The organism is Lentzea kristufekii (assembly GCF_033949925.1).
In the GTDB taxonomy this organism is placed as follows: domain Bacteria; phylum Actinomycetota; class Actinomycetes; order Mycobacteriales; family Pseudonocardiaceae; genus Lentzea; species Lentzea kristufekii.
Genome location: NZ_JAXAVV010000023.1, coordinates 33,112 through 45,252, shown reverse-complemented (window position 1 = coordinate 45,252; position 12,141 = coordinate 33,112). Strand labels below are relative to the sequence as shown.

The 12,141-nt window shown below is 68.5% G+C and carries 14 protein-coding genes and 1 pseudogene; 7 read left to right on the top strand and 8 right to left on the bottom strand.

Annotated elements, in window-relative coordinates:
• The first annotated feature begins 13 nt into the window (after positions 1-13).
• A complete protein-coding gene (locus SK571_RS35600) occupies positions 14-1,096 on the top strand; it encodes a mechanosensitive ion channel family protein (protein ID WP_319988496.1) in 1,083 nt (360 codons plus the stop codon).
• Here the strand turns inward: SK571_RS35600 and SK571_RS35595 are convergent.
• The gene (locus SK571_RS35595) at positions 1,086-1,436 is read right to left on the bottom strand and encodes a MerR family transcriptional regulator (protein ID WP_319988495.1); all 351 of its coding nucleotides are present in this window, start codon (positions 1,434-1,436) and stop codon (positions 1,086-1,088) included. The genes SK571_RS35600 and SK571_RS35595 overlap by 11 nt on opposite strands.
• Before the next feature lie 42 nt (positions 1,437-1,478).
• On the opposite strand from SK571_RS35595, the gene SK571_RS35590 reads away from it, so the two are divergent.
• Both SK571_RS35590 and SK571_RS35585 read left to right on the top strand, forming a co-directional pair.
• Positions 1,479-2,144: an alpha/beta fold hydrolase gene (locus SK571_RS35590; RefSeq protein ID WP_319988494.1), complete on the top strand. Its 666-nt coding sequence runs from the start codon at positions 1,479-1,481 to the stop codon at positions 2,142-2,144.
• A 20-nt stretch (positions 2,145-2,164) separates the two neighbouring features.
• A complete protein-coding gene (locus SK571_RS35585; RefSeq protein ID WP_319988493.1) occupies positions 2,165-2,536 on the top strand; it encodes a hypothetical protein in 372 nt (123 codons plus the stop codon).
• Between the two features lie 51 nt (positions 2,537-2,587).
• On the opposite strand, the gene SK571_RS35580 is transcribed toward SK571_RS35585, so the two are convergent.
• The 5 genes from SK571_RS35580 to SK571_RS46490 all read right to left on the bottom strand — a co-directional run bounded on the left by SK571_RS35580 (position 2,588) and on the right by SK571_RS46490 (position 7,854).
• Entirely contained in the window at positions 2,588-5,821 is a 3,234-nt protein-coding gene (locus tag SK571_RS35580; protein ID WP_319988492.1) for a S8 family serine peptidase, read from the bottom strand.
• 254 nt (positions 5,822-6,075) lie between these two features.
• Positions 6,076-6,615, bottom strand: coding sequence for a hypothetical protein (locus tag SK571_RS35575; RefSeq protein ID WP_319988491.1), 540 nt, complete (start codon positions 6,613-6,615; stop codon positions 6,076-6,078).
• A 243-nt stretch (positions 6,616-6,858) separates the two neighbouring features.
• Positions 6,859-7,215, bottom strand: a complete 357-nt coding sequence (locus SK571_RS46500) for a hypothetical protein (protein WP_406602085.1) — start codon at positions 7,213-7,215, stop codon at positions 6,859-6,861.
• 262 nt (positions 7,216-7,477) lie between these two features.
• Complete coding sequence (locus tag SK571_RS46495) at positions 7,478-7,693, bottom strand: hypothetical protein (protein WP_406602084.1); 216 nt, start codon at positions 7,691-7,693, stop codon at positions 7,478-7,480.
• Between the two features lie 2 nt (positions 7,694-7,695).
• Positions 7,696-7,854, bottom strand: coding sequence for a hypothetical protein (locus tag SK571_RS46490; protein WP_406602083.1), 159 nt, complete (start codon positions 7,852-7,854; stop codon positions 7,696-7,698).
• A gap of 87 nt (positions 7,855-7,941) precedes the next feature.
• Between SK571_RS46490 and SK571_RS46485 the strand changes: the two are divergent.
• The 3 genes and pseudogenes from SK571_RS46485 to SK571_RS35560 all read left to right on the top strand — a co-directional run.
• Positions 7,942-8,202: pseudogene (locus SK571_RS46485) on the top strand (tetratricopeptide repeat protein); the annotation flags it as partial.
• Positions 8,203-8,238: 36 nt separating this feature from the next.
• Positions 8,239-8,532, top strand: coding sequence for a tetratricopeptide repeat protein (locus tag SK571_RS35565; protein ID WP_319988489.1), 294 nt, complete (start codon positions 8,239-8,241; stop codon positions 8,530-8,532).
• 27 nt (positions 8,533-8,559) lie between these two features.
• Positions 8,560-9,246, top strand: coding sequence for a hypothetical protein (locus SK571_RS35560; RefSeq protein ID WP_319988488.1), 687 nt, complete (start codon positions 8,560-8,562; stop codon positions 9,244-9,246).
• Here the strand turns inward: SK571_RS35560 and SK571_RS35555 are convergent.
• Together SK571_RS35555 and SK571_RS35550 are read right to left on the bottom strand one after the other, a co-directional pair.
• A complete protein-coding gene (locus SK571_RS35555; protein WP_319988487.1) occupies positions 9,230-9,673 on the bottom strand; it encodes a DUF6098 family protein in 444 nt (147 codons plus the stop codon). The two genes, SK571_RS35560 and SK571_RS35555, sit on opposite strands and share 17 nt — an antisense overlap.
• A 277-nt stretch (positions 9,674-9,950) precedes the next feature.
• The gene (locus SK571_RS35550; RefSeq protein WP_319988486.1) at positions 9,951-10,370 is read right to left on the bottom strand and encodes a cupin domain-containing protein; all 420 of its coding nucleotides are present in this window, start codon (positions 10,368-10,370) and stop codon (positions 9,951-9,953) included.
• Positions 10,371-10,444: 74 nt separating this feature from the next.
• On the opposite strand from SK571_RS35550, the gene SK571_RS35545 reads away from it, so the two are divergent.
• Positions 10,445-12,100 carry an FAD-binding dehydrogenase gene (locus SK571_RS35545; RefSeq protein ID WP_319988485.1) on the top strand — a complete coding sequence of 552 codons (1,656 nt, stop codon included), beginning with the start codon at positions 10,445-10,447 and terminating at the stop codon, positions 12,098-12,100.
• Positions 12,101-12,141: the final 41 nt, after the last annotated feature.

The window sequence follows — 12,141 nt, the reverse complement described above, 5'->3', positions numbered from 1 at the left end:
GGGAGGAGGCACAGTGCTTTTCGTCGTCATGGGCTGCTCGGTGGCCTTCGCACTGCTCGCGGTGGAGGTGATCCACCGGCTGGTCCGCCGCTTCACCCTCAGCGGCAGGATGTACCGGCCCGGCCAGGTGTTCGGCGCGCTGCTGGCAGCTCAGATAAGCCTGAGCGCGTACCCGATCGACGCCCCGGTCACGTTGCACGTGCTGGGAATCGTGTTGATCCTGGCGGGAGCGTGGCTGCTGGCCGCGCTGACCAGCACCCTTGTGGACGTTTCGCTGTCGCGGATTCGCACTGATGTCACGGACAACCGGCATGCGCGGCGGGTGCACACGCAGGTCACGCTGGTGCGGCGGCTGGTGCTGGTGGTCATCGGTGTGCTGGCGGTCGGCGCGATCCTGATGACGTTCCCCGGCGCGCGGGCGGTCGGGTCCACCGTGCTGGCCTCTGCCGCGGTCATCGGTGCGGTGGCGGCGTTCTCCGCGCAGTCGTTGCTGGGCAACCTGATCTCGGGGCTGCAGATCGCGTTCAGCGACGCGGTGCGGCTCGACGACGTCGTGGTGGTCGAGGGCGAGTGGGGGCGGGTCGAGGACGTCACGCTGACGTACGTGGTGCTGCACCTGTGGGACGACCGGCGGATGGTGCTGCCGACCTCGTACTTCCTCAAGACGCCGTTCGAGAACTGGACGCGCACGCAGTCGGCGTTGCTCGGGACCGTGGAGCTCGATCTCGACTGGACGGTGCCGGTCGAGGCGATGCGGCAGGAGATGCGGTCCATGCTGGAGGGTAGCGACCTGTGGGACGGGCGGGTGTCGGTTCTGCAGGTCACGCAGGCCACGCAGGGGTTCGTGCGGTTGCGTGCGCTCGTGAGTGCCGCTGATGCCGGAAAGCTCTGGGACCTGCGATGCCTGACGCGCGAGCACCTGGTGGACTGGGTGCAGCGCTACCACGGCGGCGCGTTGCCGCAGGTCAGGACGAAGGCCGTGACCGGGGTCAAGAAGGCTCAGCCCACCGGCGACCAGCACACGGACGCTCGGGTGTTCGGTGAGAGCCTCGACGGGGCGCTGCGCGAGCAAGCGTTTGCGGGACCTAAGGGGTAGAGCGGTCCACGATGTTCGCGATCAGGCGCCGGCAGCGGGCGATCTCGGCTGCTTGGGCGTCCAGGCGGGCCACCTCGGCGCGCAGGGTCGCCATCAGGTCCACGCACGGGTCCAGACGCGGTGAGGCGTCCACGACGCACGGGAGCAGCAATGCGATGGTCGCGACGGGCAGGCCCACGTTGAGCAGCGCTTTGATGCGGCGCACGGTCTCGACGTCGGCCGGGGAGTACACGCGGTAGCCGTTCGGCGAGCGCTCCGCGGTGAGCAGACCGCACTTCTCGTAGTGGCGGACCGAGCGGGCGGAGACGCCGCACTCGGCGGCCAGTTCACCGATCAACACGCCTTGACCTTGACACTGATGTCAAGGCCTACGGTCGGCCGCATGAACGTGATCTTGCACGGTGCCCAGGCCAGAGCGGCCGACTGGGACCAGGTCAAAGCCCTGCTGGAGCCCGCGGAGGTACCCGAGCGGCGCGGGCGGGGCGGCGTGCCGCTGCCCGCCGGCTACGGCCTGCGCACCGAGATCGACGACCTGCACGCGGTGCTCGACCGGCACGAACGGCCGACGCTGATCGGGCACAGCTACGGCGGGCTCATCGCGTTGCTGACAGCCCAGGAACGGGACGACCTCGAAGCACTCGTGCTGTACGAGCCGGCGATCGGTCTCGACGAGACGGTGGTGAAGAGGTTCGAAGAGGCGGTGCACAGGGGCGACCGGGACCTGGCGCTGGAGATCATGGTGAGCGAGCTCGCGGGCGAGCCCGTCTTCCGCGACACGGATCCGGAGCGGTGGCTGCAGGCGCAGGACCTGCTCGACACGACGGTGCACGAGCTGAAGGCGGTCATGGGCTACCGCTACGAGCCGCCGAAGTTGTCGATCCCCGTCACCGTGGTCGTCGGCGAGCACACCGACCGTCTCTTCGGACCGGCCGCACGGGACGTCGTGCGCGACACGGGCGGCAAGCTGGTCACCGTCGAAGGCGCAGGTCACATCGCTCACGTGACGCATCCCGAAGTCCTGGCCGAGATCTTTGCAACCGCCCGCTGAGGCCGTTCCGTCCTAGACGCATGAGAAGACCGCTCGCCGTCGCGTTCTGCGCGCTGGCTCTCGGCAGTTGTGGTACGAACGGGTCTCCAGCCGTGCCCATGGCGGAGGTGCCGACCGTGTCCTCAGCAAAACCGGACAAGCTCCGGGTCGAGCAGGCGAAACGCGACGGCCACCTCACAGTGCCACTGATGATCTCCGTGCAGCCGGGACGCGACGAGGAGGTCGAGCAGGCACTGGAGAGGCTGGGCGCGACCGTCGAGTCGCGGGATCCCAGAATCGGCTACCTGCGCGCCGAGATGCCGGTCGACAAGGTGGAAGACGCGCATCTGATCAAAGGCGTGTCCAAGGTGGACTTGGACGAGCCGCTCGGCAACAAGCTGCCCGAACCGTAGAAAGCCCCAGAATCTCGTGGATTCTGGGGCTTTCTGCGTACTACCGAGCTGCTAGCTGACCGACTGGATGATCACGGCACCGCCACCGACGACGGTGTTGTCCGCCGTGCGCACCTCGAGCTCACCGCGCAGCACGCGGCCGGCTGCGGGCTGGCCCAGCGGCGTGATGACGCCCGTGGCGTTCCACGACGCACCGGCGGCGCGGTCGGCGTTGCTGTCCGTGACGGACAGCGTACCGAGACCGGCCGAGGTGAAGACGTCGAAGTAGTCGAACGCCGTGGTGCCCGCGGGCACCGCGTAGCCGTCCACCAGGGCGACCCAGTTGCCGGCGGCCGGGTTGTTGATCGTCACCGACTCCTCGGAGTCCGCGTCCGCCGCCTGACCGGCGAGGACGCAGCTGCCCGACGTGCAGTTGTAGACGGACAGGTCGAGGTCAGCGCCCTGGTCGGCGGGGTTGCCGATCGTGACGGTGAGCTTCGACGCGCCGGCCGAAACCACGATCGGGTACTGCTGGGACTCCAGGTTCGCGATCGTCGGACGTACCATCTTGGCACTGCCGACGGCGCCCGCCGCGAGCCGGCCGCTGAAGGCGGCCTGCGTGTTCGTGACGGTGTAGGAGCGCTCGATCGGGGTGCCCAGCGTGCCGGACGCGATGACGTCCGGGTTCGGGCTGATCGTCGTGCCGAGCACGGACGCGGTCACCGAGTACGGCGCCTCAGCGGCGTCGGAGGTGCGGCGCGCCTCGACCACGATCTCCCAGACGCCCGGCATCGGGTTGGCCACCGTGCGGCTGGTGGGGCTACCACCGGCACATCCGGCGCCCGCGTCCGGGTTGTAGCAGTTGAGCGAGCTGGTCGAGTCGGCCGCCGTGCCCTGCGGGGTGTAGCGCAGGAAACGCACCTGCCCCTTGCCCGCCTCGGCGCCACCGGCGTTCATGTCGACCTTCAGCGCGGTCGTGCCCTTGGGCACGTCCACGAAGAGGCTGGTCGACTGGTTGCGGGCGATCGTGCCGGACTTCGTGACCGAGAACTTGTTGGCGGCGCTGAACTTCTCGACCGCGAACACGGTGTTCAGAGTCTGCACGTCGACGCCGGGGGTCTCCGGGTTGTCGAGCTGCAGGACGGCGCTGTGCACGCCCGCGGTCTTGGCCTTGACCTTGACGGCGAACTGGACCGGCTTGTTCAGCGGCAGGTCGACCTTCTTCGGCGCCGTGAACGTGCCGTCGTTGCCCTTCCAGGAAACGTTGTACGTCTCGTCGTCGTGGCCCGTGGTGCGGGTCAGCGTGTAGGTGCGGGTGTACTCCTGGCCCGCGGTCACGCCTTCACGGTCGTGGATGCCGACACCGACGTTCGGGGTGGCCAGCAGTCCACTGAGGACGGTGTTGACCGCGACGGACGTGGTGACCTGGTCCGGCACGGAGTGCTTGTCCAGCAGCGTCCACGCGGCGTTGGTGTTGAAGAGACCCGCGCCCTGCTCGTAGGCACCGAGGGTGCTCACGAAGTTCGCGCTGCGCTGGATCGCGTAGCGCAGCTCGGCGCTGGTGGGCCGCTGGCCGTCGTGCGTGGCCTTGAACGCGCTCACGAGCAGCGCGGCGGCACCGGTCGCCTGCGGGGCGGCCATCGAGGTGCCGTTGAACATGGCGTAACCGGCGGGGAGGGCGTAGGTGCCCGCGACCGGGCCGCCTGCCTGCCAGCGCGGCGTGGTGGAGATCGCCGAACCCGGCGCGACGATGTTCGGCTTGAAGCCGCCGTCCTCACGCGGGCCGCGCGACGAGAAGCCGTGCAGGTTCTGCTTCTGCGCGGTCGTCGAGCCGTAGTTGGAGAGCCAGGTCTCCTTGGTGATGGACGAACCGACGCTCACCGCGTTCGTCGCCACCGACGGGTCGCCGACGGTGTTCGCGCCCGCACCGGAGTTTCCGGCCGAGATGAAGAGCTGGACGTTGTACTCGTCGATCGTGCGGTTGTAGAGCTCCGCACGGGCGTTGTTGCCGTCGTTGAGCGCGGGGAGGCCACCGATGGAGATGTTCACGACGTCGGCGCCGTTGCGCGCGGCGTAGAGGACACCGTCGATCAGGCCGGAGCTGGTGCAGGCCGGCGTGGAGAGGCAGGCCTTGATGGACATCAGCTTCGCACCCGGCGCGGCACCGGCCATCTTGCCGTCGAACAGCTTGTGCGCCGCGGTGATGCCGGCGACGTGGGTGCCGTGCGCACCGGCGGAGAGGCCGAGGTTGACGTACGGGGTGCTGTTGTTGTCGTAGACCGACTTGTCGGTCTGCACGACGAACGCCATGCGGTCGATGACCGGGGTCGCGGGGTTGTCGGTGCCGAAGTAGCCGACGTCCTGCTTGACCTTGTAGTCGATCATCCGCTTGTTGTTGGTGAAGTTGCCGTCACCGTCGGTGTCGACGAAGACTTCCTTCGTCGTGATGTCCTGGATGACACCCCACGAGTCGAGGCGGTCACCGTCGCGGTTGATGTCGCCGCCGACCTCGCTACCGGGGCCGCCGAGATCGCCGGCGATCTCACTGAAGAGACCGAACGAGTAGGGGCCACCGGTCCCGGGCGCGGTCCACTCGCGGCCGGCCTCGGTGAACTTGCCGGCCTTGCCGGTCTTGGTCATGGTGACCCAGGTGCCGTCACCAGACGCCGGGTTGTTGGCCGTGAACCAGTCGACGATCTTGCGCTCGCCGGTGCTGGTGGTCGACAACGCGGGGTGGTCGAGGTCGACGCCGGAGTCGATCACGGCGATCGTGGTGCCGCGGCCGTCCCACTTCGGGTTCGCGAGAGCGAACTGCGCCGCCTGCGTGTCCTTCGTCGGCATGTACGGGTTGACGCGCGGCGTCTTCGAGTCCGGCGCCTTCTGTGGAGCGGGCTGCTCCATGCCTTCGGGACGCGGGTCGTCGAGGGCGACGAGGCCGTCGACGTCCACGGTGCTGACCGAGGCCAGCTTGGCGGCCTTGGCCGCGTTCTCCCGCGGGATGGTCACCTTGACGTAGTCGACGTCCTTCTCGGTCTTCTGGACCGTGGCGCCGAGCGCCTTGAGGTCGTTGACCGCGGCGTCGGTCTTGCCGTCCTCGGCGGCGACCAGCAGGTCGACGGTCGGCTTGCCTTCGCGAGCCGCCTGGTCGACGAGCGCCCGGTCCTGCTTGTCCAGCTGCTTGTCAGCGGCCGGCTGCTGCTGCGGTGCGTTCTGCGCGATGGCAGGGGTGGCGGCGAAGCCGAACCCGGTAGTGCCCAACACCGCGGTCAGCAAGACCGTTCCGGTGCGGCGTCTCCAGTTCTTCACGGCGCATGTGCCCTTCGTGGGGTAAAGAGTGCTCCGAAGCACATCTCTTCGCCTCGCGAGGGGCAATCGTCGGACCGGACTAATTCGCAGATCCACATTGGACTGTTCAGCGGCTTGAAAGGGCGCGCTTTTAGTGCTGCGCGTTTATCTCTTGCCGTGGAACGAGCAACCGTCCTCCAGTCAAGAGCTGATGGAGGGGAATGTCAAGGTGGTGTCAACGGTGAACGGTGTTGGCGTGTAACGAGATCCCGGTATCAGGCGATGGACTGATCGCTATTTCCGCCCATTAGCTCACGTAATCTCGCCCGCAGGCGGCCGACGATCCCCTGCGGGGTGGCGAGCACTTTAGGCTGCGCTCCGCACGCCGGACAGTGGGCGCGATGTGCGTCGAGTGCGCGCTGGAGTTCCGTCACGTGCTTCGCGGTCCGTTCGGGCACCGAGTCCTTCTTGACCGAGAGCAGGCTCAGCTCGGTCAGCGCGTGCCGGCCCCGGCGGAGTCGTGCCGTGGGCGCGATGGTGTGGAAGAAGATCAGGTTCCTCTTGCGCGCGGGTTCGATCACCTCGACGTCACACCACTCGACGGTGACCTGCCGGTCGAGCCCGTTCGACGTGATGCCCTCGCTCGTGACCTTGGTGCCCATCTTGAAGGTCCGCCACGCCACCGTGCCGCCCATCAGGAACCACAGGCCGCCGAAGACGTAGCCGTACCAGGGGCCGCCCGCGGCCGCGAGCGGACCGATCGCGGCCACGGCAGCGCCGAGGCCGAACAGGACCCATCTCCACCTGGTGTGCATGTCTCCATCCTGTTTACCCGATCGCTGGGCCTAGCATTGTTCGGTGCGAAACCAGGACGGCGGGATGCCGGTGCGGGCGGAATACCGCGGTCTGCCCGTCCTGCCTGCCGACCAGGTGGTCACCGGACTGATCCCGCACGAGCCACCCAACTTCCAAACGCCGGCGGCGCTTCAGTTGTTGAGCGAGCCCGTGTGCGTTGTCACGGGGCGGCGCGGGGTGGGCAAGACGCAGCTGGCCGCGGCTTACGCCCGGCAGCGGGTGTCGGACGGGTGGCTGGTGGCCTGGATCGGGGCGGAGACCCCCGACCAGATCAGGGCCGGGTTGGTGGAGCTGGCCGACCGGCTGGGGTTGTACCGCCCTGAGGACAGTGCCGAGGTCACGGCTGCGCGGGTGCGCAACCACCTGCAGACGCGGCCTGAGCAGGCGCTACTCGTGTTCGACAACGTGGTGTCACTGGACGGGATCCGGCCGCACCTGCCGTCCGTCGGCCGCTGCCAGGTGGTGATCACCAGCACCAGGCGCGGATCGCAGATCGGGCACGAGGTGCTGGTGGACGTCTTCGCGCCGGAGGACGCGGAACGGTTTCTGTGCGAGACCACCGGACTCGACGATCACGCCGGTGCTGCCGAATTGGCGACCGAGGTCGGGCACCTGCCACTGGCGCTCGCCCAGGCCGCGTCACGAATCAGGGCCGCCCGCTGGGATTTCGCGAAGTACCTGGAGAAATTCCGGGCGTATCCAGCGGAGAAACACCTCAGCCGGCGTGACGGCGACCCGTATCCCGTCGGTGCCGCCACGGCGATCCTGCTGGCGCTGGAGCCCTTCCAGGACAGCGAGCTCGTGCGGGTGTTGTCGGTGCTGTCACCGGATGGCGTGTCGCGGCAGGTGTTGGGCGACTCCGCCGACGACGAGCTGGTGCAGCTGCACGAGGCGTCGCTGGTGGAGTTTGCCGGAGACTCGTCCGTGCTCATGCACCGGCTGGTGCAGCGTGTGATCCGCGATTTGGGCAGCGGGGTGGAGATCGCCACAACACTGCTTTTCGACCAGATCAAACTCGTGGGCGATGCCTGGCAGCATCGTCAGTTCGGTAACGAACTCATCCGGCAGGTCGAGGCGCTGTGGAAGAACACCGACCCGACCACGTCCACGAAGGTGTCCAAGGCGGTGCTCACCATGCGTTGGTGGGCAACGACCTTCCTGAGCACGATCGAGGACTTCGCCCGTTCAGATGCGCTCACGGCTGAGGTGTACGCCGACTGCGTCGCCCGGCTCGGTGACGACCAGGAGTTCCTCCTGCGGTCTCGCCACATGGCATCGGTCAACACTTGGGTCGCGCCGGACCAACTCCTGTCCCAGCTGCGGATCGACCTCGTGACCCGTCGCGGGAACTCGGTGCGGAGCACCCGAGCACGCTCGCCACGGCGAGGGCCCTCGGCCTGTGCTGCATCAAACTCGGCCAGGCGGACGAGGCAGTCGCCGTGCTCGAACAAGCCCTGGAAGCGTGGCATGGCCAGCCGCTCGACACTGATGCCCTCGCCGCGACAGTGGATGACCTCGGCGCCGCGTACCTGCTCGCCGGGCGTCCGCAAGACGCGGCTGTACTGCTTGAACAGTGTCTCGCGGTGAGGCCGTCGCTCGGCACCCTGTCGCTACTAGGTGACGCGTACCTGGGACTGGACCGTGTCGACGAAGCGCGGAGGGCGTTCGAACGGGTGTTGGACGGGCATCGAAGCACGTCCGGTCCCGACCATCCGCTCACTCTGTTCGCCAGCACCAAGCTCGGATTCGCCCTCCGCCGCAGCGGAGAGCATGAGCAGGCAAAAAATCTTCTGCTGGGTGTGCAGGCCATCGCGACCGAAGTCCTCGAGGCGGATCACCCCATCATGGACATGCTCCGGATCATTCAGCAGGACTGAGGACCGATCAGGCGCTACCTTGCGCCCATGGACCTGAAGCCGGTCGCCGACGAGCTCTACGGCCTGCCTCCGAAGGACTTCACCGCGGCCCGCAACGCCGCGGCCAAGCAGGCCGACGACAAGGACCTGGCGAAGGCCATCGCAGAGCTCCGCAAGCCCACCGTGGGCGCCTGGGCGGTCAACAAGCTCGTCAGGGACGCCCCTGAGGGCCTGGAGGAGGCGCTGGGCCTCTCCACGGCGCAGCTGACCATGCGCGAGCTGGGCCGCAAGCGCAAAGAGCTCATGGAGACGCTGGTCTACCGCACGCTGGAGCTGACCGGGCCGCTCGCGGACGACGCCGTCACGCAGGTGCGCAACACGCTGACGGCCGCGATGGCCGACCCCGAGTCCGCCGAGCAGGTGCGCGCCGGGCACCTGACCAAGGCGCTGGAGTACTCGGGGTTCGGGTTCGCGCTCCCCACGCCGGAGCCGGCTCAGGACGGCGAGGACGCGCTGGCGCGCAAGCGGCGGGAGCGGCAGGAACGCAAGCGGGCCGAGGCGCAGCAGGCGCTGGACGAGGCCGAGCAGGCCCTCGGCGAGGCTCAGGCCGACCAGCTGGCGGCGCAGCGCGCGTTCGACCGGGCGGCAGAGCGGCTGGAGGACGCGAAGCGGGTCACGAGCGCCGCGGAGAAGGCCCGCAAGGCCGCCGAACGCAAGCTCAACGACCTGAGCTAGAGCGGTCGAGCGGTCCCCACTCGTCGGAGTGCTGGGAGTCGACCAGCGCCGAGCACTCCTCCAGTGCGCTGTCCGCCACCCAGGCGAGCGGCTCCAGGCAGCGGACCAGAGGTTCGTTGTCCGGGCCGCGGCCCACCTCGGTGCCCCGCAGCACCCACGCGCGGACGTCAGGCCCGCGCAGGTCGCGCAGGTGGCGGTAGTCGAACAGGCGGCGGGCCACCCACAGCTCTCGCGAGCGGTCGTCCCACCACGGTTCGACCCGCAACGGGCTCGCGGACAGACCTGGGAGCTCCACGCCGGTCAGCGAGTCGCGCGACGTCGAGGCGGCGTCGGCTTCCGGACCCTTCGACCAGCGCAGATAGACGTCCTCGCCGATGAAGCCGGTGAGCTCGGCGAGGCTCGTGATCGTCGGCAGCCGTGCTGTCACGCCCGGTGACGTACCCGGCCGAAAATGAAGGAAACCTGAAGGCCGGCTGAAGGAATTGAGCCTGGTCACAGTCAAAGCCGACCGGAACACAACAGTCCGGTTGTACGTTCAACAATGTGGTTGGCCGCTGGCGCTCGAGCTGGTCGCCAGGGCGATCCGGCACCCCCAGGCCGGAAAAGCCCTTCCGCAGGCGTCGCGTGCTCGCGCCGCGGTCAACCCGCCGTCGACCGGCACTCCGGTAAACCCCCCTCACCGGTAGTGGCGGTCGACGGCACCCTCAGAGGTTGTACTGGTCGTGCCGCTCGTAGAACGCGCGAAGCTCGTCCGGCGAGAGGTTCTTGGCATCCCGGACCTCCAGGAAGAAGTCCTCACGGGCGATCCCGGGCGAGAACAGGATCAGCATCCGCACCGGAGCGTCGCTGTCGTTGCGGAACGCGTGCGGGCGATGGGAAGGCACGTAGAGGAAGTCGCCCTCCCCTGCTGTCACCCACTCCTCGCCGTCGAGCAGCGTGATCTCGCCTTCGAGCACGTAGAACGACTCCGAGAAGGTCTTGTGGAAGTGCGGCCGGGCGCCGGGCCGGCGGGCCTCCATCCGCCACTCGAACAGCCCGAACTCGCCGTTCGTGACCGATCCGGGCGCGACAAAACGCGTGGTCGCGGTGGTGAAGCCCACCTCGGAAGCCGGTCGGAAACTCATCGGGCACCCCTCCCCCAAAAAGTGAAATTGACTCAGGTCTCGTGCTTGACCAGCGGTAGATCTAGACTCGCCCGATGGCACATGACGCGGATGTCATCGTCGTCGGCGCGGGCCTCGCAGGTCTCGTCGCGACCGCAGAACTCGCGGACGCGGGTCGCAAGGTCATTCTCCTCGACCAGGAGCCGGAGGCGTCGCTCGGCGGCCAGGCCTGGTGGTCGTTCGGCGGGTTGTTCATGGTGGACACCCCCGAGCAGCGCAGGCTCCGGGTCAAGGACTCGCACGACCTGGCGTTGCAGGACTGGATGGGCTCGGCGGCGTTCGACCGGGAGGACGACCACTGGCCACGGCTGTGGGCACAGGCCTATGTGGACTTCGCCTCCGGTGAGAAGCGCTCCTGGCTGCACAACATGGGAATGCGCTGGTTCCCGTTCGTGCAGTGGGCGGAGCGCGGCGGCTACCTGGCGGACGGGCACGGCAACTCGGTGCCGCGCTTCCACGTCACGTGGGGCACCGGGCCGGGCGTCGTCGAGCCGTTCGAGCGCCGGGTGCGGGAGGCTGTCGCGAAAGGACTCGTGACGCTCAAGTTCCGCCACAAGGTCACGAACGTCAACGTCACCAACGGTGTGTGCGACGGCGTGTCCGGCGACGTGCTGGAGGCCTCGTCGACCGGCAGGGCCGAGCCGAGCTCGCGGACGGTCGCGGGCGACTTCTCGTTCAAGGCGCAGGCCGTGATCGTGACGTCCGGCGGCATCGGCGGCAATCACGACCTGGTGCGCAGGAACTGGCCCGAGCGGATGGGCACGCCGCCGAAGTTCATGCTGGCCGGTGTGCCGGACTTCGTGGACGGCTCGATGATGGAGATCACGCAGAAGGCCGGCGGCGCGATCATCAACGCCGACCGCATGTGGCACTACCCCGAGGGCATCGCGAACTACGCCCCGGTGTGGTCGCGGCACGGCATCCGCATCCTGCCCGGCCCGTCGTCGCTGTGGCTCGACGCCGAGGGCAAGAGGCTGCCGATCCCGCTGTTCCCCGGTTTCGACGCGCTGGGGTCGTTGCAGCACATCACCTCCCACGGCCACGAGCACTCGTGGTTCGTGCTGAACAAGAGGATCATCGGCAAGGAGTTCGCGCTGTCGGGCTCCGAGCAGAACCCGGACCTCACGGGCAAGGACACGAAGGCCGTCCTCAAGCGCGCGTTGCCGGGTGCGGTGGCGCCCGTGGAGGCGTTCGCGCAGAAGTCCAAGGAGTTCATCCAGGCGGGCACGGTCGCGGACCTGGCCCGCGGCATGAACGCGCTGACCGGCGACTCGCGCATCGACGCGGCCGAGCTGGAGAAGACGATCGTCGAGCGCGACCGCCAGGTCACCGCGGGCCTCAGCAAGGACATGCAGGTCAACGCGATCCGCGCGGCGCGGCACTTCCTCACCGACAAGCTGATCCGCGTCGTCGAACCGCACCGGCTGCTCGACCCCAAGGCCGGTCCACTGATCGCGGTCAGGCTCTCGGTGGTCACGCGCAAGACGCTGGGCGGCCTGCACACCGACCTGTCGTCACGGGTGCTCGACACGTCCGGCGAGGTGCTGCCGGGCCTGTACGCCGCCGGCGAGGCAGCCGGGTTCGGTGGCGGTGGCGTGCACGGCTACCGCGCGCTGGAGGGCACGTTCCTCGGCGGCTGCCTGTTCTCCGGCCGGGTGGCCGGGCGTGCGGCGGCGGAGGCCGTCAAGTAGTTCTCGCGTGGTGGACGCGGGTTGACGGTCCCCGGCCTTGC